The sequence below is a fragment of the Lederbergia sp. NSJ-179 genome, from assembly GCF_022867885.1.
Lineage (GTDB): Bacteria > Bacillota > Bacilli > Bacillales > Bacillaceae_C > Lederbergia.
Window position 1 is genome coordinate 1 of sequence record NZ_JALIFP010000019.1, and the last position, 20,519, is coordinate 20,519.

Annotated in this window: 26 protein-coding genes, 1 riboswitch and 1 other annotated feature; of the genes, 20 read left to right on the forward strand and 6 right to left on the reverse strand. The window is 38.3% G+C overall.

What is annotated here, in order from left to right:
- The 12 genes from MUB24_RS14160 to MUB24_RS14215 all read left to right on the forward strand — a co-directional run.
- On the forward strand, positions 1–183 hold a 183-nt coding region (locus MUB24_RS14160; RefSeq protein WP_244705176.1), incomplete at its 5' end, for an ATP-binding protein.
- Positions 184–240: 57 nt separating this feature from the next.
- Positions 241–780 carry a metallophosphoesterase family protein gene (locus MUB24_RS14165; protein WP_244705178.1) on the forward strand — a complete coding sequence of 180 codons (540 nt, stop codon included), beginning with the start codon at positions 241–243 and terminating at the stop codon, positions 778–780.
- Positions 781–814: 34 nt separating this feature from the next.
- Positions 815–1,456 carry a hypothetical protein gene (locus tag MUB24_RS14170; RefSeq protein WP_244705180.1) on the forward strand — a complete coding sequence of 214 codons (642 nt, stop codon included), beginning with the start codon at positions 815–817 and terminating at the stop codon, positions 1,454–1,456.
- A gap of 150 nt (positions 1,457–1,606) precedes the next feature.
- On the forward strand, positions 1,607–1,942 hold the full coding sequence (locus MUB24_RS14175; RefSeq protein WP_244705182.1) for an ASCH domain-containing protein: 336 nt from the start codon (positions 1,607–1,609) through the stop codon (positions 1,940–1,942).
- 27 nt (positions 1,943–1,969) lie between these two features.
- Positions 1,970–2,365, forward strand: coding sequence for a GNAT family N-acetyltransferase (locus MUB24_RS14180; RefSeq protein ID WP_313898452.1), 396 nt, complete (start codon positions 1,970–1,972; stop codon positions 2,363–2,365).
- A 552-nt stretch (positions 2,366–2,917) separates the two neighbouring features.
- Complete coding sequence (locus MUB24_RS14185) at positions 2,918–3,508, forward strand: manganese efflux pump (RefSeq protein ID WP_244705184.1); 591 nt, start codon at positions 2,918–2,920, stop codon at positions 3,506–3,508.
- Between the two features lie 139 nt (positions 3,509–3,647).
- Complete coding sequence (locus MUB24_RS14190; RefSeq protein ID WP_244705186.1) at positions 3,648–4,280, forward strand: DUF1232 domain-containing protein; 633 nt, start codon at positions 3,648–3,650, stop codon at positions 4,278–4,280.
- Between the two features lie 13 nt (positions 4,281–4,293).
- Entirely contained in the window at positions 4,294–5,253 is a 960-nt protein-coding gene (locus tag MUB24_RS14195) for an LCP family protein (RefSeq protein ID WP_244705188.1), read from the forward strand.
- Positions 5,254–5,426: 173 nt separating this feature from the next.
- Entirely contained in the window at positions 5,427–5,771 is a 345-nt protein-coding gene (locus MUB24_RS14200) for a hypothetical protein (protein WP_244705190.1), read from the forward strand.
- A 672-nt stretch (positions 5,772–6,443) separates the two neighbouring features.
- Positions 6,444–6,779: a hypothetical protein gene (locus MUB24_RS14205; RefSeq protein ID WP_244705191.1), complete on the forward strand. Its 336-nt coding sequence runs from the start codon at positions 6,444–6,446 to the stop codon at positions 6,777–6,779.
- 477 nt (positions 6,780–7,256) lie between these two features.
- Positions 7,257–8,081 carry a class I SAM-dependent methyltransferase gene (locus MUB24_RS14210; RefSeq protein WP_244705193.1) on the forward strand — a complete coding sequence of 275 codons (825 nt, stop codon included), beginning with the start codon at positions 7,257–7,259 and terminating at the stop codon, positions 8,079–8,081.
- Between the two features lie 81 nt (positions 8,082–8,162).
- Positions 8,163–8,720: an AAA family ATPase gene (locus MUB24_RS14215; protein WP_244705195.1), complete on the forward strand. Its 558-nt coding sequence runs from the start codon at positions 8,163–8,165 to the stop codon at positions 8,718–8,720.
- Positions 8,721–9,105: 385 nt separating this feature from the next.
- Here MUB24_RS14215 and pyrH read toward each other — a convergent pair whose 3' ends face one another.
- Positions 9,106–9,846 carry a UMP kinase gene (pyrH, locus tag MUB24_RS14220; RefSeq protein ID WP_244705197.1) on the reverse strand — a complete coding sequence of 247 codons (741 nt, stop codon included), beginning with the start codon at positions 9,844–9,846 and terminating at the stop codon, positions 9,106–9,108.
- Positions 9,847–10,327: 481 nt separating this feature from the next.
- On the opposite strand from pyrH, the gene MUB24_RS14225 reads away from it, so the two are divergent.
- The 5 genes from MUB24_RS14225 (at position 10,328) to MUB24_RS14245 (ending at position 15,156) form a co-directional block, all read left to right on the forward strand.
- Entirely contained in the window at positions 10,328–11,434 is a 1,107-nt protein-coding gene (locus tag MUB24_RS14225; RefSeq protein ID WP_244705199.1) for an AbrB family transcriptional regulator, read from the forward strand.
- Positions 11,435–11,535: 101 nt separating this feature from the next.
- Positions 11,536–11,730 (forward strand): DUF6886 family protein, encoded by a 195-nt coding sequence (locus MUB24_RS14230; RefSeq protein ID WP_244705201.1) that lies wholly within the window; start codon positions 11,536–11,538, stop codon positions 11,728–11,730.
- 188 nt (positions 11,731–11,918) lie between these two features.
- Positions 11,919–12,169, forward strand: a binding site (T-box leader).
- A gap of 51 nt (positions 12,170–12,220) precedes the next feature.
- Entirely contained in the window at positions 12,221–13,861 is a 1,641-nt protein-coding gene (gene metG / locus MUB24_RS14235) for a methionine--tRNA ligase (RefSeq protein WP_244705203.1), read from the forward strand.
- A 175-nt stretch (positions 13,862–14,036) separates the two neighbouring features.
- Positions 14,037–14,837 carry a DUF2935 domain-containing protein gene (locus tag MUB24_RS14240; RefSeq protein WP_244705205.1) on the forward strand — a complete coding sequence of 267 codons (801 nt, stop codon included), beginning with the start codon at positions 14,037–14,039 and terminating at the stop codon, positions 14,835–14,837.
- Positions 14,838–14,904: 67 nt separating this feature from the next.
- Positions 14,905–15,156, forward strand: a complete 252-nt coding sequence (locus tag MUB24_RS14245; RefSeq protein ID WP_244705207.1) for a hypothetical protein — start codon at positions 14,905–14,907, stop codon at positions 15,154–15,156.
- Between the two features lie 200 nt (positions 15,157–15,356).
- Here MUB24_RS14245 and MUB24_RS14250 read toward each other — a convergent pair whose 3' ends face one another.
- The 4 genes from MUB24_RS14250 to MUB24_RS14265 form a co-directional block, all read right to left on the reverse strand.
- A complete protein-coding gene (locus MUB24_RS14250) occupies positions 15,357–15,638 on the reverse strand; it encodes a hypothetical protein (protein WP_244705209.1) in 282 nt (93 codons plus the stop codon).
- Positions 15,639–15,656: 18 nt separating this feature from the next.
- Positions 15,657–16,004 (reverse strand): fluoride efflux transporter CrcB, encoded by a 348-nt coding sequence (gene crcB / locus MUB24_RS14255; protein ID WP_244705294.1) that lies wholly within the window; start codon positions 16,002–16,004, stop codon positions 15,657–15,659.
- Complete coding sequence (gene crcB, locus MUB24_RS14260) at positions 16,004–16,402, reverse strand: fluoride efflux transporter CrcB (protein ID WP_244705210.1); 399 nt, start codon at positions 16,400–16,402, stop codon at positions 16,004–16,006. The genes crcB (MUB24_RS14255) and crcB (MUB24_RS14260) overlap by 1 nt, the downstream gene beginning before the upstream one ends.
- 56 nt (positions 16,403–16,458) lie before the next feature.
- Positions 16,459–16,518, reverse strand: a riboswitch (Fluoride riboswitch).
- Positions 16,519–16,592: 74 nt separating this feature from the next.
- Positions 16,593–17,195, reverse strand: coding sequence for a Uma2 family endonuclease (locus MUB24_RS14265; protein WP_244705212.1), 603 nt, complete (start codon positions 17,193–17,195; stop codon positions 16,593–16,595).
- 158 nt (positions 17,196–17,353) lie between these two features.
- On the opposite strand from MUB24_RS14265, the gene MUB24_RS14270 reads away from it, so the two are divergent.
- Complete coding sequence (locus tag MUB24_RS14270; RefSeq protein WP_244705214.1) at positions 17,354–18,202, forward strand: DUF72 domain-containing protein; 849 nt, start codon at positions 17,354–17,356, stop codon at positions 18,200–18,202.
- A gap of 50 nt (positions 18,203–18,252) precedes the next feature.
- Here MUB24_RS14270 and MUB24_RS14275 read toward each other — a convergent pair whose 3' ends face one another.
- Positions 18,253–18,735: a GNAT family N-acetyltransferase gene (locus MUB24_RS14275; RefSeq protein ID WP_244705216.1), complete on the reverse strand. Its 483-nt coding sequence runs from the start codon at positions 18,733–18,735 to the stop codon at positions 18,253–18,255.
- A gap of 295 nt (positions 18,736–19,030) precedes the next feature.
- Between MUB24_RS14275 and MUB24_RS14280 the strand changes: the two genes are divergently transcribed.
- Both MUB24_RS14280 and MUB24_RS14285 read left to right on the forward strand, forming a co-directional pair.
- Entirely contained in the window at positions 19,031–19,369 is a 339-nt protein-coding gene (locus tag MUB24_RS14280; protein WP_244705218.1) for a DnaJ family domain-containing protein, read from the forward strand.
- Positions 19,370–19,612: 243 nt separating this feature from the next.
- Positions 19,613–20,401, forward strand: a complete 789-nt coding sequence (locus MUB24_RS14285; protein WP_244705221.1) for a helix-turn-helix domain-containing protein — start codon at positions 19,613–19,615, stop codon at positions 20,399–20,401.
- Positions 20,402–20,519: the final 118 nt, after the last annotated feature.

Here is a 20,519-nt window from a genome sequence, read left to right on the forward strand (position 1 = left end):
AACCGTTCCTCTATTATCTTGACCTCAAATAAAGCTCCAAAGGAGTGGGGTGAGTTATTGGGGGATCCAGCGATAACGACAGCCATTTTGGATAGAATTATCCATCGGGCAGAAGTCATTCACTTAAATGGAGATAGCTACCGAATGAAACATCGAGCTACGATTTTCACTGAAAAAGTGTAAAAAATAAATTATCGAAAATTGTAACATTCTACTTGACGGTCACAAAGGTATCAGTTTTTGAGCAATAAGCCACACTATATCGGTTCGAGAATACCCATTTTCGGTTTTCCGTTAGTGACACCAAGTCCTTTTAAATTAAAAAACTTTGAACGGCGAGATCTTACAAATGATTCTGTTTTATTAGAATCTGGCTATGTTTTAAATCAAAACGGAAAATCTCAAAAAGTATTAAGTGATTTTTTGAATACCTTACCGAGTATAGAAGAGGAGATAAAATCCTTTTCCATTGCTAAATCGATATGGGTTACACATGTTCCGCCAAGTGGTGGGGTATTAGATTTACTTAGAAATAAACAAACTGCTGGAAGCAAAGCGATAAGACAAAAAATAATGATAGAAAAGCCTATTCTTTCTTTACATGGACATATTCACGAATCACCGAAGATGTCGGGAAAATGGTATGAGGAGATAGGAGAAACACTTTCAATAAATCCTGGACAGGGTGATGAATTACACGCTGTTATTATCGACATTATTTCTACAACAATGAATGTTAAGCATACTGTTTTTGGCGAAATATCAAAACCCTTGTCTTGAAACATAAGGTATTGAACTTTCAGGGAGGAAAACTATGACGATTATAAGTATTGATGGGGCCAGTGCAGTTGGAAAAACTACTACATCCTCAAAACTTGCTATGAATTATGGAGGATACTGGATACCTGAAGTAAATGCGTTGTGGAAATCGCCAGAACCGATGTACCCAGAATGGTTTTTCGAGAAGCAAGTTGAAAGATGGACGATTGCGCAGAGGAAATCATCTAGCTATCCTTTTATAGTTATTGATATCGACCTTTTTCAACCACTTTGGTACAACTGGGTGTTTGATTTTACCTTATTTGGTGGACAATCATTAGAGTTTGTCACTGAATTTTACCGAAAGCAACTATTAAATCGTACTATCGGTTTTCCAGATAAATATTTTGTGCTATATACAGACGAAGTTGAATTAAGAAAAAGGAAAAATGGTGATAACACCAGACGACGTAGTGGTTTTGAAATGAACCTAAGAATGATTGAACCCCAAAAACGTTACTTTAATGCTTTGAGATCACTCAATCCAGATCTTGTTTGTTTTATTGAGTCAGATAATACCGAAATGATTGTTGAAAAAATTATTGGAACTTTGCCATCTACACCTTGTCAGCACACATTTTCAGTAGAGTTATTCGACTTCATAGTAAATTGGCTTGGCTCCACTCGTGCGACCTAACTTACTACTTTCCAATGGGAAGGTTATTAGGAGTGGGAATAGAAAATTCGTAAAGTTTTTATCATAAATAGAATATAAAAGAGAAATCAAGGAAGAACTTGAAGTAATGGGGCAGGTTTATTTAATAAGAAATGAATGGGAGTGAAGGTAATGGAACATAAAATGGGACTTTATGAATCACCTTATAATTCAATGAATTCGGGCAGAAAGACGGTGGAAGTAAGGTTATACGATGAAAAAAGGAGAAAATTAAACATAGGGGACACGATAAAATTTACAAAACTTCCAGACAGTCATGAGACGTTAGTGGTTGAGGTTATCGGGTTAAGGCAGTATCCAACATTTAAAGAAATGTACGAAAGCATTCCTGCAAGCGATTTGGATGCTGTTGGTGATTCAATTGACGAAATGGTTAATCAGACTTATAAAATATATACTCCAGAAAAAGAGAAGACAGTGGCAATCACAATAAAGTTACTAGATTAAGTGAATCTTTTTCAAGGAGGGATGACTTTGAAGTGTGTAAATATTGCTGGCTTTCCTGATCAGCAGTTACTTAATCAGATTCTAAGTCTACATGAAACAATTTTCAAAGATTCCGACACATTCATGAGCAAGGCAAAAGCTAAGCCAAAACTTCTTTTTACTGTAGGATGCAAAAAAGGAAAAGTTGTAGGGTATAAAATTGGTTATGAAATAAACCCGGACATTTTTTACAGTTGGCTTGGAGGCGTTGATGAACATCATAGGAGTCAAGGGGTTGCTTCTAAACTAATGGAGGAGCAACATTTGTACATAAAAGATAAAGGGTATAAGCTTATCCAAACTAAGACAAAAAATAAATGGCGAAACATGCTTATTTTGAATATCAAATATGGCTTTGATGTAGTTCGGGATAGATACGGATAAACCAGGTGATCCGAAAATTATACTTGAAAAAAACTTATGATGACAAGCAAGTGTGTATCAATTGGGCACTAGTCTCCAAAGGGCTTCCCAAAAGTAGGGATCGAACATAACAATCCCTGGAATTTCGAGATTAATAATGGAAAGTTCGGTACAAGTGATAGGCATTTCCTATTTTAGAGAAACTTAGCGCTGGTTATATCGGGTTAAACAACTTTGCGATGAAGGGAAAGATCGCCCTTCATAGGTTCCAGAACATTTGCTTGTCGGAGGCCTACAGGATGTAGGTCATAACGGCGTGGCGATTGTCGTCGCGCTTTTAGCCGTTCATCCTATTTATTAAAAGGCGCTTGTCCTTTGTTCAAAGGTAAGTATTTCTAGGTTATTTTCATGTTGAAGTGGACGTTGACCTATTTTATTGAGGAGGGTTTTGGATAGAGGTTTGGTCTGAAAATTATTGTTGTCAATTCGCCAACAAATTTTTTTAGACAAGATGCCAATAAGCAACAAACATAGTACAATAAAGCAAATGGTTAAAGGGGTGCTTTAAATTGTATGTCAACATGGTTAATTATTGCTTTACTAACAATCTCATCCAGTATTGATAATCTAGGAGTAGGTTTGTCATATGGTATACGCGGTATTCGTATAAGCACCTATTCCAATTGTATCATTGCCTTAATTTGCTTTTTGTTTAGTGTGGTTGGAATTTACTTTGGCATTTGGATCGCACATATACTACATGGTGGGTTGCCAACTATCTTAGGGGCTGTAATACTAGCGATAATTGGAATCCGTATTATTTTATTGGCGAAACCAACTAATTCGCCAAAAACAACATATTCATTAAACAAAAGTGTTGGTCTCCAGGATTCTTCTTATATCGGCACTGGAGAGTCTATTATTTTAGGAGTTGCTCTATCAGCTAATGCCCTCACAAATGGGGTAGGGGCAGGGCTTTTAGGGATTTCTCCAATCCTTATTTCATTTTTAGCAGCTGCTGGAAGCTTTTTTGCGATTTGGGCTGGGGTGACTTGGGGCTTCAAATTAATGAATGTCCGCATAGGTCGGTTTACTTTAGGTGAATTCGGAACTTTCATAAGTGGCATCTTATTAATTTTTGTCGCCGTGTTATTTTTTTTATAAATAAAAAATCGGTGCAAGTTTAGAAGGTTAGAAGCTCGGGCCTGACCTTTAAATAGCTCAGGTCTGGGTGTTGACAAAATGCCAACGTTTTTGTATAGTTTACTGCGAGATAAATAAGTTTTCAGAAGGGAGTATACCAATGAAGAAAAATCAAACTGGAAATGATCAATTAGGCGTGCTTTTAAAGAGTTTATTAGAGAAAGAATGCCTTTCCATGAGAAAATTAAGTGAACGAACTGCAATTGATACGGCCACTATATCGAGAATCATTAATGGAAAGCGAAATGCTACGCTTGAACATCTACACCAATTTTCTCTTCATTTAAATATTTCCATGAATAAGCTTTTAGAGGCTGCGGGTTATCCGATTAGCGAAGAAAAAGTTGAATCAGAGCTTAGTGAGCACATTGAAAATATTCAACATTCACTTGAGCCATCTATCGCTGAACTTTCTGAGGAAAACATCGAGCGAAAATTAAAGGAATATGCTACCTTTGTGCAAACCTCTGATGGAGAAGAAGAAATATTATCAGGCTTTGAACAAAAAATTAAGAAAGTAGATAGTGTGGGACCATTCATTAAATATTTAAATGGATTTTTTGAGAAATTCCGTCTAAAAAGAGCTTCTTCTGCGGAATTAATTTTAATGGGTAGCGTCCTTTTATATTTTATTATGCCGGTTGACGTGATACCGGATTATATATTTCCTGTTGGTTATATTGATGATGCATTAGCTGTGCAAATGGTCGCAAAAAGATTAGGAGAGTTTTAAAGGAGGGGATGATTTGAGAGCTAAGACTAAAAAATCAAGATTAAAAAAAGCAATGATAGGATTATGCCTATTCACTAGCTTTTTAGTTTTGTTCTTGATTATGTATAGTGTTAACGAATATCAAAAAGGATTAGCGAGTAATGCAGATGATCAAGAAATAGGTGACTTGGTAGAAACTAAGCAGGAACCTTTTCAAGGAGAGGAGGTGAAGTTTGGAGAAATTAAGATTCTCTTGATCGGTAGTGATGCTCGAAAAGGGGAACAAGGTCGTTCTGATGCTTTAATGATTGGATACTATAATCAAAACACTCACCAAATTAAGTTAGCATCACTCATGCGGGATACATATGTAGATATTCCTGGTTACGGAATGCAAAAATTAAATTCGGCTTATTCATTTGGAGGACCTGAGTTAGTTAGAAAAACAATCAAACATAATTTCGATTTAGATATAAATTATTATGCGGTTGTTAATTTTACCGGCTTTCCGAAACTAGTTGATTTGCTTGCACCAGATGGAATAGAAGTGGATATAGAAAAAGAAATGTCGACCGGTATTGGTATGACATTGCATCCTGGTAAGCAATTGTTAGATGGAGATGAACTATTAGGTTATGTACGATTTAGGAAAGACCAATATAATGATTTTGGACGAGTTGAACGACAACAAGAGGTGTTAGCCAAGGTTTTAGATGAAGCTGTTACTGCCCATAATATTGTTCAGCTTCCGAAAATTGTTGGTACTGTAGCATCTTATGTGGACACAAATATAGATAAACGTATTTTATTTACAATGGGAAAAGATATTATAACCAACAAGGCAGAAGAAATGGATAAAATACGCATCCCTATACCAGATTCATTTACAGATCAGAATGTCGATGTTGGCGCAGTCTTAAGCATCGATCTTGAAGAGAATAAACAAGCATTAAATGAATTTTTTTCAGAAGAGAGTATTGCCTTAAAAGAATAAAGTGATAGCTGATCAGCTATAAAACGAGAAAACTTGATTAGGATTATTCCTGTTCAAGTTTTCTTGCTGTTTATACAAGTGTTACATTCTTCATTCAAGAGTTACTCCATCTTCAAAAGGTAAAGTCGGAAAATGGAGGTTTTTAAAGCATTTGTAAAGGTGAACAGTATGAGATGAACTTCACATTTGGATGGGCCTTCAATAAAGAATCGGATTGGGAATTTTTCGAAAAAATCTCTTGTATTTTTCGTTCAGAAGGGACAGATATATACTTCGTTGAGCTTGAGCCAAGTGTAGAAGAAAGGCTTAAACGGAATCAAACACCGAATCGATTGGAACAAAAGTCGACCAAACGAAATATTAAACAATTAGAAGAAAATTTATTGAGCAGTATGGATACGCTTCGATTAAATTCAGAAGCGGGAGAAATAACAGAGGAAAACTATTTGCGAGTGGATAATACGAAACTGAGTGCGGCAGAGGTAGCAAAGATGATTCAACTACGATTTTGTTTATAGATCGAAAATACGTATTACCGTTAGATTACTTGTTAAACTTTATTAATCAAAAGTAAATATCAAAGCAACAAGGGGCAGCTTGAGCATGACGACGAATAAATAGTGTCCCACGACGAACAAAAGCATAGCGACGGCGAATAAACTCGGTCTAACGACGAATAAATTCCCTTAACGGCGGACAAAGCACATAGAAATTTAAATACTACCCCGAGGATAATAAGCTCGAAACCTTACATATTGATCAAGTTGATGTAAGCTATTATTTGGATTCCAAAGGTTATTATCAACCTGTGTATGCTTTTCAAAGTACAATCGATGGAAGGGAAATGACGATCTATATTCCGGGGCTTTAAAAAGCTTCTTTTAGGACGATGCAAAAACGCCCATTCCAAGCGCAATGGTACGCTTGGAATGGGCGTATACGTATATCACTTCTCGGGAAATACTTGGTTAGCTCCTGTGTAAAGCTCGAGTGCAGGTCGAAAAATGTCGAAATTTTTATTTGACTCCAACTAGCGTAATATGTAAAAATCTAACTAGGTCTATCTTCCTGTCTTACCTTCGTTTTATTCTCCAAAAAATGAAAGCCTATTCATCTATGAAAACTCCTACAATTTTCTACAAACAAACATTTTCCAAACGAAAATAAATTTTTAACGGAGGAATGATAAAGTGAGTCACGATATATATTCATATGACCAAAGAGGGCAAATCTTGCAGCATGTACGTTTTACTATGGGGGACACCTATGCACCTTTGTTTTACGATTTGTTTGATGCGCACCAATATAATGGGGGAGTGAGTGGCATTGGAGCGACTATTATGCTGTCACCCTCGCAAGTAGAAGAAGCTTTAGAAAGATTTATGCAATTAGGGGAGCATGCCTTTTTATATCAAAACAGAAAAGGGGAAATCTTTGATTGGCAGCAAAAGGCAATTTTAAAATTTATCAAAACCTGCCTAGAAATCGCTCGCGAAGAAGGCAAGGTAGAAGTGGCCTTCGCCTAAAAGGTCCCTCGCTATTGATACCGCTCTGTTTTCGTATCAATGTCTCAGCTTGTAAACACTGACTAATGGAAAAGGGAGAAAATAAAAAACGTAGTTGGAAGATAGACTTACCTCAAAAACTGGATCTATTTTATCAGAAGTTTCAGTTATGGTATCATAATGTAACAAAGGGAGAGTGTAAAGTGTCAGAGGGGATTTCATATCAAATCCTAGAATTGCATAATAACTAGGAATTTGGAATCGCCATGCCAGAGAATTTTTTAATAGTTCCCTTAAAAATAGAATTTGTCTCGATAGTCACTTAAACCGCTTTTTATTAAAGGGTGTTCCTCCATAAATTCAACTTGTAAACTAAAAAAATTTTTTTCACATGGCCTAATTTTAGAGTCGGGTATTGAAAATTCTTTCATCCATTAATTAGTTAGGGATGGGATAATAATCTCCAGTATAATGATAACAATAAAGGAGTTCGAGCAAATGAATCAATTTAATTCGACTTATAATATATCCCGTTCCAATATTGGTATGGAAGCGGAGGTCGAGCGTCTTCAGGTGCAAGCATTGATGGGCTGGGAAAAAGAATTTAGGCACCTTAAGTGGTTTGGACTGTCTGATGGGATGAAGGTGTTAGAAGTTGGGTGTGGGCCCGGATTTATTACCGAGAAACTTGTTGATAGCTTACCAAAAAGCAAAATTTCAGCATTAGATATAGATGAAAATTTGTTAGTCAAAGCAAAACAACGATTAAATAAGGCATCCGATACAAATGTTGAATTTATACAAGCCTCTGTGTATGATACAGGCCTTCCTGATAATGAATACGATTTTGTTATCGCACGTTTAGTTTTTCTTCATCTATACGAACCTTTGAAAGCTGCTTTAGAGATTTTTAGAGTATTAAAACCAGGTGGAAAGTTGGTAATCATTGACTTAGATGATGGGATCTTTGGTGCAGTTGAACCCAAAATAGACCATTTCCATTCTATTATTGATAAGTTCATTGCTATGCAAGGGAAAGCAGGGGGGAATCGTGAAATAGGACGTAGCTTACCCCGATTACTTGAATCAACAGGATTTTCTAATATTGAAATGGATGCCATCTCTGTCCACAGTGATTTAGTTGGCATAGAGGGTTTTAAAGAGCAATTTAATCCCAAAAGATTTGAACCATTCTATAAAAAAGGTTACCTATCTAAAAGTGATTTTCAAAGTATTGAAAAGGCATTCGAAAATTTGTTAACGAATCCTGATTCATATGCGATGATGATTTTTCTATTAGCATGTGGAACTAAACCTGTTTAAGGTCACCAGTGGGCAGCTTTACCACATTATTATCTTCCGTTGCTTTATGAAATCGTTTGATTCTGAGTAGGAGTGAGTCTATTGAAATTTGTTTTATTATTTGGCCCCCAAGCTGTCGGGAAGATGACAGTAGGGCAAGAGTTAGCAAAGATCACTGAGTTAAAACTATTCCATAATCATATGACCATTGATTTACTCGAACCTTTTTTTGGATTTACTGCAGAGATGTGGAGATTATCGACCTTATTCCGTGAAGAGGTTTTTAAAACATTTTCCCAAAGTGATCAGTATGGCATGATCTTTACATTTGTATGGGCTTTCAATAAAATAGGGGATTGGGAATTTGTTGAGAAAATCTGCAATATCTTTCGTTCTGAAGGTGCTGAAATATACTTCGTTGAGCTAGAAGCAGATGTGGAAGAAAGGCTCAAACGTAATCAAACACCGAATCGGCTCGAACAAAAGCCAACAAAACGAAATATCAAACAGTCTGAAGAACACTTATTGAGTAGTATGGACACGCTTCGGTTAAATTCAGAAGATGGAGAAATAAAAGAAGAACATTATTTACGAATCGATAATACAGAACTAAGTGCTGTAGAAGTAGCTAGGATGATTAAAAATCGATTTCGCTTATAAGTCGATACTCCTAAATAAAAATGGGTGCTTTTTAAACAGGCAAATTAAAACGTATGAAAATATGGATGTTGACATGAATAGGGACGCCGGTAAAGATTGATTAAATTCGTTCTTTCACTTGTTGTTGGGGGAGGTTTCGTGAGTTAATAAGGATGTCGGACCGATAGAATTTCGGAAAGGAGGCTGAATGAACAGTGAACACAAAATATGAGGTGATTTCCGCTTAGCGGAAATCCAAAACGAAGGGGCCGCATTTTCTGTGGCCCCTTTAACAGAAATAAAGCTCGGATTGGCAATACAAAGGCACTGGCCTGTAGCCTTTTGGATTGTCTGGAAACTGTTTTTTCATCATTTGAAACGACTAACGGGGTTACTTTAATAAATTCTATTCTTCCATGAACAATGTTTTGCCTTTGCTAATTAAAGTTCCTATCTGTTCACCTGAAGACAGTCTCCCCATTAATCCTGACTCATTAAAATCAAATATATGAACGGGTAAGTCAAAGTCTCTCGCAAGCAAGAGTGCCGATTGGTCCATCACTTTAATATTATTCTGAATGACATCATTGTAGTTCAATTGTTTATACATTCTAGCATTTCGATCAATATTTGGGTCCGAGGTGTAAACCCCATTTATGCCTTGTTTCGCTACAAAAAGGGCATCACAATTCATTTCAACTGCACGCTGAACGCTTGGATAATCTGTTGTAACAAAGGGTTGGCCATTTCCCCCTCCGAAAACTACGATATACCCTTTGTCTAGATGGTGCATTGCCTTCAATCGTATATAAGGTTCTGCTACGGATGGAACAGGAACAGATGTCATCACTCGTACTTCTTTTTTAGTCTTGGCTTTTAATACGCCTCTAAGCATTAAGCTATTTATAATCGTGCCTAACGTGCCAATATTATCAGCTTCCACTCGATCGATGCCCCGTTGACTAGCCAAGTGACCACGGAAAATATTTCCTCCTCCAACAACTACAGAAACCTCAACATCCATTTCTGTTAACGAAATAATCTCATTCGTAATGTGTTCTAAAGTATCCATGCCAAAACTTTCACCGTCTTTGCTTGCTAAAGCACCTCCGCTTAATTTTATTAACACTCTTTTGTACTTAACCATTTTTCATTCCTCCCAGAAAAAAATAAAGGAGCCAAAGTTAAATACTTTGGCTCCAGATAGAAAATAAATATAAAGGAGTGGGCTGGAGAAATGTCTTATTTGTAATCATTAGCTTCACTCCTTCTATAATAGTAATGGTATAGCAGAAATACAATTTGTTATATTTTATAACAATCATTAAGTGCATTCAAGGAAATGATTAAAATCCGTCTAAAACCATCATGATTGCTTGAGTGGAGTTTCTTACCTTTAATTCAATCCTGCCAAGATGAAGGAACATGATCCGTCGGTGAGATGATTCGAAAGGGTAAAAATAATCACTAGGAATTATTTGCTGCAGTTGTTAGCTGATAAAAAAGTAAAAGAAGCCTTTAGAAGCACATTCTAAATAAAATTCCTGTATAGTAGAAAGAAAGATTATTCATGTTCCAGAGTAGTAGGACATTGATAGGTGTAGTTGAAAGAAGGGTTACTATTTTATATGCAATTTAAAAAAATGATTTTTACGTTTTTGATAGCCGCAATTGGCGGTGGGGTATTTCAGTTCCTACATATCCCTGTTCCGTGGTTATTGGGGCCGATGATTTCCGTATTATTGGCCATTAATCTCTTACATTGGCAATTGGTGTGGCCCAATTCGATTCGAAATTCGGGTATGATCATTGTGGGCTATACGATTGGCTTGTCGATGACTTCGTCTGCACTACACGAAATGGGGCGTCAAATTCCTTATATGCTGTTGATGACGGTGTTATTGCTATTGTTTTGTTCGGTTATTGCCTATGTTGTCTCTAAAATCTCCAATAGTGATTATCAAACAGCCTTATTAGCGAGTATACCAGGCGGGCTTTCACAAGTTTTAATCTTGGCGGAAGAAACAAAGGGGATCAATCTTGGGGTTGTGACGATGACTCAGGTGATACGCCTGCTGATGATTATTGTCGCAACACCCTTGATTGTGATGCTGCCGATTTTTCGTGAAGCGGGAGGGAGCGAACAGGAGGCTATTGATTTACCTGCCGCCACATCCGTAAGTTGGGCCCACTTATTTCCGAATCTACTTTTATTTGCGATTGTTTGTGTAGGTATGGCCTTCATCTGTATCAAAATCAAAATGCCGACTGCTTATTTAATTGGACCGGCGATTGGCACGGCGGTTCTACAAGCTTTTGGCATGGAGGGTCCCCTTTTGCCTTCAGCCCTGATTAATCTAGCGCAGCTGATGATTGGAACTTATGTTGGGCTACTGCTTCGGCCGAATGACATGCCTCATAAATTCAAAAGCTTATGCATTGCCATCGGAAGTGGGCTCATGCTCGTCATCGGCGGGATTGGCTTGGGATGGTTGTTAACGATCATTCAACCTGTTTCAAAGGCCACCGGTTTGTTAAGCTTGGCGCCAGGTGGCATGGACCAGATGGGGATCATTGCACACGCCATTCACGCCGATTTATACATCGTTTCAGGCTATCAGCTCTTCCGTACCTTTTTTATCTTTTTCGCTGTGCCTCCTTTTGTAAAATGGTTGTTTAAGAGAATGGATCGGCGTAAAGCGGATGAAGAATCGGTGTTAATACGAAGAAATTGAAATTAAAACGAAGAAATAGAGATTAACCCGAAGAAATTAAAATGAGTGCAAAGAACCCAATCCACCTAAGGCAAAAAATCAATTCTAAAGGAGGCAAAGCCATGCGGTTATTTCATATGAGTGAAACGAGTCATGTTCCACTCCATAAATGGATCGTATCCGATTTGTTTGCGGAACTATTTAAAAGGAATGTGGAATTGCGTTTGGTCGATAACTTATGGGAGATGGGCGAAAAGGTTCAAACGACGACTTTTTATTGGTCATTATGTAGAATGCGATTTGCCCAGCCGAAATAGGGGAAGAAAGTGACCGGTTTCGCATATTCCTTCCATGGGAAAGGAACGGGTATGTCCCAACTCTAAGTATTAGGGGAATTGGAGTTATAGATGAATGAAAATCCGTGCTGATTGAAATGATTCAGTCTGTTTTCGTTCAAAACCCAACTTGCATTTGATTTTCAAAAGTATTACAATAACCTTCATAAATAAAAGCTTTGAGAAGGAAAAGTAAAAAGGGCAGTGTTTGCTAGAGAGCTTCTGATGGTGGAAATGAAGTAAATGAACCCTTTTGAAAATGACCTTTGAGCTTCGTACCGAAAGCGTTTCGCAAGTAGGCTGCGACGAGAATGGCACTCGTTACAACGGCAGCAGTATCCCGGTAAGGCGTACTGAGTGAGGCAAATAGTGTGAGCTGTTTGTGAATATAGGTGGTAACACGAGTGCAATCGTCCTAATCGTAGTGATTAGGGCGTTTTTTATTGACCAAAAAAATTAGGAGGAATGGAACATGACGGTATTGATTGGTGGGGCATGGCCCTATGCGAATGGCTCCTTACATTTAGGGCATATCGCCGCTTTACTTCCCGGCGATATCTTAGCTAGGTACTATCGACAAAAAGGGGAAAAGGTTCTGTATGTTTCAGGAAGTGATTGTAATGGCACACCGATTTCGATTCGGGCCAATCAGGAAAATACAACGATAGAAGAAATCGCCAACCATTTTCATAGGGAATTTGTAGAATGCTTTCAAAAGCTTGGCTTTACGTACGATTTGTATACTCGAACAGACGCGACACATCATCATCAATCTGTTCAGGAAATATTTTTAAAGCTCCTTGAAAACGGCTATCTTTATAAAAAATCAATTGAGCAGGCTTATTGTGAGACGGATCAACAATTTTTGCCGGATCGTTTTGTTGAGGGGGTTTGTCCGAATTGCGGGGCTAAAGCAAGAGGGGATCAATGTGATAATTGTTCGACGCTATTAGATCCACTTGTTTTAATCGATAAGCGTTGTAAAATTTGCGGAAACGAACCTATTATTAAAGAAACCGAGCATTTTTATTTTTCGTTTAGTCAATTTCAACAAGCCTTGGAAGCGTGGGTCAATCAAGCGAAACAGCATAATAGCTGGCGTGAAAATGCGATAGATTTAACGGAGAGATATTTAAAGGAAGGCGTACCTGACCGTGCCGTTACGCGAGATTTGCCCAATGGAGTCGCTGTTCCAATAGCCGGTTTTGAAAATAAAAAGATTTATGTTTGGATTGAGGCTGTTGCAGGGTATTTAACCGCAAGCATGGAATGGGCAAAACAGCATGGTGAACAAATAGAAGAGTGGTGGAAGGAAGACACCATTGCTTATTATGTTCATGGGAAGGATAATATCCCTTTTCACACGGTGATTTGGCCATCCATTCTTTTAGGATTGCGGCAATCTCCTTTACCTACGCATATTATCTCGAATGAGTATTTAACATTGGAGAAACGGAAGCTATCGACAAGTCAAAATTGGGCTGTATGGGCGCCGTATATTTTGTCACGCTATGACTCAGATTCGATTCGCTATTTTTTAACAATCAATGCCCCTGAGAATCGTGATACCGATTTTTCGTGGAGAGAATTTATCTATAGTCATAATGGTGAATTGCTCGGAGCATATGGAAATTTTATCAATCGTACGCTGAAATTTCTGGAAAAGTTTTTTGAAAATAGGGTTCCAAAAGGAGAGGTGAATGAAGCCATTCAGAAGGTTACAGAGGACCTATATGAAAGGGTTGGCGAGCAAATAGAAGCGGGGCATTTTAAACAGGCATTAGAGGATATTTTTAATTATATTCGTCAGGCCAATAAGTATTTTGATCAGGAGCAGCCTTGGCTTCAAGTGAAGCAGGATAAATTCTCTGCATCGACTACTATGGCCACATGTATGTATATCATTTGCAATCTTGCTCAGCTTTTACACCCGTTTTTACCGTTTTCCGCTGAGAAAATCCGCCAAATGCTACAACTGGAACAAAGCGAATGGCGTGCTCAGCGTGATTTACCTAAGCGGATCCTGTTTATCGAGCCTTTATTTGAGCGTTTGGATGAGGGATTAATAGATGAAGAATATGACCGTTTAATGCAAGCTTCAAAAGGATCTTAAAAGCTTTCATCAGCTAAGTTGGCAAAAAGATGTAGAAAACATATCAAGCCTGTTCTGTTAAAATGAACAGACCAAAGCCTGCAGGGGGATCTGGAAAATTCCCGTTTGGCAGACATATTCCTGCTTTTCGCTCGATATTCTTATATATAAGGGGAAAATTGGGAGGGGAATATAAATGGCGACGGATTTTCAAAGTGCGGCTCGATTTGAACATCGTTTTTGGCTGCGAGTTCTTGGGGAACACGCTCAGTTTCTGCATGATACGCTAGCACCTAATGAAAAAGAAGATATCAAAAAAGCGAATGAATTTATTCAGATCTTTGAGCAACTGCTTAGTCAGGTGAATACGGCTGATTTGGTTCAATTAAGTAGGAAAGCTGATGAAGAAGCGCAAAAAATTCGAGCGTTTAAATTAACCATCATTGAAAGGCAATTAGTAGGGGGGATCACGATTAATCTGACCCCAAGCTTTATTAATCATATGGTCAATGAGGTGGAAGAGTATCTTCGTGTATTAGAGTACTTAAAAAAGTCGGAAGTTCCACCTATCTTTCATGAATTGCATCATCATTTAGTCTGGCTATTGGATGCAGCGGGGCATGCTGGAGCGATTTCCGGAAATCTTGACCGCATAGAAAAACGAGTAAAGGAAAAAAGCGACCTTTATACGAAGCATTTTGAAGAATTTTATCTAAAAGCAGTGGAAATGGCTAGCTTTTTGAAAACGAATCTTTCATCCTTCCCTGCCCTAGATAGAATGAATACAGATGTTTCGCTTGAAATGAAATTGTTTATGGGCTTTTTAGAAGAATTAGAGGAAATGGGATTAAGCAAAGAGGCACTCGGTTCTTTTTCGGCTTTAATGGCTGATCATATGTATAGAGAAGAATGCTATTACCTTATCAAAGTGGCGGAAGCAACCAATCAGCCTGCACCAGACTGTGATCCTGGGAAACCATTTGTTCAGGGTAAATAAGCCCATTCGAGACTGATTTCATACCGCAAGCGTGTATGATGAACTTGATCCTATTATGGAAGGATTAATGACGAAACCAAGTAATCAGGAATGGCTTGCTCATGCTGGGCAAAAGGGTGGATCCACTGCATTTGTACTGACGATGTCCATGTATGCGACAGATAAGGAAGGGAATCAGACGGAATTAGCCTTTTTTGCCAATGATTTAAGCACAATCGAGCAGGCTAAGCTATCTAAAAACATCAATGCTTTTCAGTTAAAGTTCCTTACAGATGAGAAATTCCGGGAACAAGTAAAAAAGGAATTGTCATCGCTATAGAGTAGGCTTAGCCCTTATTCATAAAAAAAAGAAAATAGCTTCCCCACTCCTATAAAGTGAGGGCTATTTTTGTATGGAAGAATTTACCCAAAGGATAAATTGGACGTTTTTTGCCGCCTATATGTTTCCTGAGTTCTCAGCAATCTCTCTCTTTTCGCTAGAGCTCTTCAGTCCATACTGGTTGGTGTTCCTCGGAAAAATCAGTGGGATGGCCCCCGCTGATTTTTTTGCTCCATCCTCGAAGGATGACCATTCGACACCAAGCTTCCGAACTCCATATAATAGATCAGCCATCCCACTGGAAAGTACAGCAATTGCCCCCGTAAGTTCAGCAATTCTACTAGAAAGATCAGCAATTGCCCCCGTAAGTTCAGCAATTCCACTAAAAAGATCAGCAATTGTGCCCGTAAGCTCAGCAATCCTACTAGAAAGATCAGCAATTGTGCCCTGAAGATCAGCAATTCTCTCCCAAACTTCGGCAACTGCTTTTTTCTAGAATTTTAAAATGAAGCGCCTATTTTGATCCCAATAAAAGCTAGGAAAATGCCAAGGGTATAAGAGAGGGCTAGATATAAAACGAGTATATCCCATTTTTTCTCTTTAAAGAGCTGTATATTCTCTAATTTGAACGTGGAAAAGGTCGTAAAGGCCCCCATGAATCCTGTTCCAAATAGGAGTTGAAGAGAATTTTCCAGATTAGCGCCGATGATAAGGCCCAGTAAAAAGGAGCCTGTTAAATTGACAACGAGCGTAGCAATTGGATACTGAGTTTTGATCAAACTACTCACCCAAAACCGGGCGATCGCTCCAAAAAATCCTCCGATTGCGACGAGCAAGATCGGTAGAATCATTTCCGCATCCTCCCTTTGATCGCAGAATCAGCGGCTCCTAATCGATAACCAAGCCATGAAAAAAAAAGTCCACCCCATAAACTAAGAAGGATATAAAGAAAAGCGATTCCCCATTTTTGGCTTGTCATTAATTCAATGGTTTCCACACTAAAGGTAGAAAAGGTTGTAAAGGAGCCAATTAACCCTGCGCCAAGTGCTGTAACCAGATAGGGATGTAGAAACTTCAGGCGCGGAAAAAAGAGGGTCACCCATCCTAACATAAAACTCCCAGCCATATTTGTTACAAAGGTTGCAAGCGGAAAATCGTATAGCCACCAATATTGAAAGGAAATCCCTATCACATAGCGTAAAGAAGCACCGATCATCCCTGCTATTCCCACAACCCAATATTTCACTACTCTCACCTCATTTATAGGATCACCAAAAATAAAACAGATTCCTACCAGATAAAAGTCTGGTAGGAGTCATTAGCGTTTCCGCTAGTTTAGCGAACTCCATCGCCTATCGAAAAGTATGATCCGTATTTTATCAAAAAATACTCGTTTTTGCAAAATTCGTATTTGGCTTGTTTGAACAAGCACACGCTTACTCATCCTCTAAATCTGGAATTTTGTCCATGATTTCTGCCATCGTAAAGGATAGGCAAGGGATATGGGGAGAGGTTACAATTTCGTCTTCCAGAAAAATATTGGCAAGCTTGTACTGCTTTCCTTGCAGGATATAGGCTTCTAAAATCCCCGTTTGCGGCTCTACAATCCAATATTCAGGAATTTGATAGAGGGCATAGGTTTCTAATTTATCCATTTTGTCCCGCTTAATACTGGAGGGGGACAAGATTTCGACGACAAGATCTGGGGGCCCCTCGATCCCATGTTTCTTAATAATATTCATACGCTGACGGTGCACAAGAATTAAATCAGGTTGCCTTACCTCTTTTGGGGCTAAGATCACATCTAGTGGTGCACATAAAATCAAATACTCGGATTCACAACTTTTGGCGATTACTTTCTGCATTTCAAAGCTTAGCATCTGATGGGTAACAGAAGCTCCAGGGCTCATTAATTCTAGTTGGCCGTCTGCTAATTCATAACGAAGTCCATCATCAATGGAAGCATAATCTTCATACGTCAGATTCTTTTCTTTTAGCAAATCATGACCGGAAACCTCTTTTTTCCCTTTGTCATACATTCCGAATCCCCCTCGTAATCTGCTTATTTCTATTAGTATATCATATATTTGAAATAGACTGAATTTTTCACATCTCTTAAGGAAGTTCGGAGCCATCTGTAAAACGCTTAAAGTCCACCTGATCCATATGGTAAAATAATGAAAGGAGGGAGATTGTTTTGATTTACATCGGTGTAACGGGCTGGGGAGATCATGATAGCTTATATCCAGCACATATGAAAGCAAAGGATAAATTAGCGGAATATAGCAGTCATTTTCCGGTTGTGGAGGTGGATGCTTCCTTTTATGCGGTTCAGCCAGTTCGAAATGCTGCCAAGTGGGTAAGGAAAACACCAAAAAATTTTCGATTTGTCGTGAAGGCTTATCAAGGGATGACGGGACATTTGCGTGGAGAGGAGCCCCCTTTTGAAACGAAAGCGGAGATGTTTCAGGCCTTTAAAGAATCTTTGCACCCTTATCAAGAAACAAATAAACTAGCGATGGTGTTATTTCAATTTCCGCCTTGGTTTGATTGTCGGAAGGAAAATGTGGATTATTTGCGTTATTGCAAGAAAATGATGGAGGATATTCCGGTCGCATTGGAATTTAGGAATCAATCTTGGTTCAGCCATGCCTATCGGACTAACACGCTGAGTTTTATGAAACAGGAAGGGTGGATTCACGCGATCGCTGATGAACCACAAGCAGGGAATGGATCAATTCCGATTGTTCCCATTGTGACGAATGCTAATAGGACATTGGTTCGGATGCATGGGCGAAATCTGTATGGTTGGAATAAGCCGAATGATGCCAATTGGCGGGAGGTTCGCTATTTATATAAATATAATCGGGATGAACTCTTAGAATGGAAAAAACGAATACTTGCTTTGAAAAAAGAGTCGAGAGAGATTATTGTGCTTTTCAATAACAACTCAGGCGGGGATGCGGCAGGGAATGCGAAGGAATTTCAAGAAATGTTGGGGATTGACTATGAAGGCCTGTCTCCAAGGCAGATAAAGTTGTTTTAGGCGCAACTAAGTTTTTTCTAAAAATGGAAGAAAGCAGTCTTATGATAAGACTACTTACCGGACTTGGGGGACAAAATTTTTGTCATGACTAAAAAGGGAACGTTATTTACCTCGAATGATGTCTGCGTCATAAAGCCTAAGCGGCTATAAAGTTTGACCGCGCGCTTGTTAAATTGAGCGACACTTAAACGTAAAGCTTTGGGATTTTGGTCCTTTTGCAGGTGCTGAATGATAAAGGAAAAAAATTCCTGTCCAAAACCTTTTCCAGTCCATTCCGGCTTTAAACCGATGCCGATATCTATTAGCCCTTCCATCTCAGGGTAAACGCCAACTTCATGACCTATGTGAATTTGGGCGAATTCCCCTGTGCAAAAAAAACCAATCAGTTCATCATCTTGAAAAACACAAGAATAGTGAAGGAGCTCCTGTAAATCTTCATCCTCCCCATCCATATTATAAAAATCATATGGAGGCATATACTTCCACTGCATGATTTCTCGTGCACAAAATTCATTCATGTTTTTTACGTGCATAACAATCCCCCTCAAAGAGATTATACAAATTTTTGATAGAGGATGGTAGGAAAATTGAAATTTATTCTGCATCCTATGAAGTGGTTTATTCCGTAAGTCCGCTACTTCAAGAATTTAAGTAAAGACGAGCATTGTAGTGGGATCAACGACCAGTAAAAGAACGCTAACATTATAATCCTATTTTTTAGTCATGTGAAGGGAAATATGCCTAAAATATAGAATATAAGGATAGAATGGAATATCCAAATGGATAGGAAACAAAAGGTTGAGCACCAAATAAAATGGGAGGTAAGTGATGGAAAGAAAATATAATGATCTAATCGGTGATATTTTAGAACGAACTGGTGAGAAGGATAATTATCAAGGAAAAGGGAAAGGTCAACCACTCCCTAAGGAATACTTGGAAATGGATCTCTTTCAAAATTTTCAAAAGGTGGCAAAGGATGCTGGATATTTACCTGAGTGGTTAAGGCTGCAAAAGGAAATCTCCCAACTCGTTCATTCGTGTGAAACAGAAAAAGAAGTAGAAGTGATTAATAAAAAAATAAAAAAACATAATCGAATATGTCCCCCTCCGATGCAAAAAAATCTTATTAGTTTAAAGGAGATTGAAAAGGCTAAAAAAATTTGGTGATCTGACCAGAGGGCGAGATCTTGGTGAAATGTCCAAACCCAGTTCACCTTAGATAAAGAAAATCAGGCTAACGTAAAGATCTTGCTCGAGCGCCTCGGACTCCTCCTTTCCTAAAAACAAGATCCTGCATAGAATTCTTATTTTTGCTATAATGATGTTCATGACAGGCTTTGCATTCAATCCTTTTCTACAATCGCAAAATGCAATGGATCGGAAAATCGTTCTCAACTGAGGGGGAGTTCAATGCTAAATATCAATCCGGATCAATATATTCTAAAGCCCGCCTTTGCTACGATTAAATGTGAACCCTATTGGAAATGGCGAAAAAGAGATAAACCGATGCCCAATTATGATCTGTTTTATGTATGGAGCGGTGAAGGGGTGGTTGTCCTTAATGGAAAGTCGTTTCCAATTGAAAAGGGGCATTGTTTTCTTTTTCGACCTGGTGATGAAACAACGGCGACTCATAATCCTCAAAACCCTCTCGTATTGACGTATATACATTTTGACGTCCTAGAGACTCCTCAACTGATTCCGTCTCCTCATCGGATTCTTTCTGACACAATCAGCTTTGAATCATTGTTGGCCCGATATGTCCGTTTATTTCTTGTAAAATCTTTTGGAGCGGAGATTGAAGCAAAACTCATTTTGAAACAATTAATTATTCACTTACTGAGAGAAGAAAGAGAACATGTCGCCCAGATTACGAACACAAGCAATCGATTGATCGAAACGGTTCATGAAATAGCTAATTATGTTCAACAACACCCCGGTGAACCTCATACGGTCGCAAGTTTGGCCGCTCGTGCGAATCTTTCACAAAAGTATTTTTCGCAAAAGTTTAAGCAATTGATTGGTCAAACGGTGAAGTCCTATATTATTCAAGCTCGAATTAAGCGGGCGGAGCATTTATTACATTATGAAGGAATGACCGTAACAGAGGCCGCTTATACGCTTGGATACAACGATCTTCATTTTTTTAGTCGACAATTTAAAAAATATACGGGGAAAAATCCAACCGATATTCGTTAAAAAAAGCCAGGTAAAAAAATGCCTGGCTTTTTTTAACATGTTGAATTTCCTCTAAATAGGTAAAAAAGTGCAAATCTTTCTCCAATAACTCTAAATCATTTCAAAATTTTGCATGATA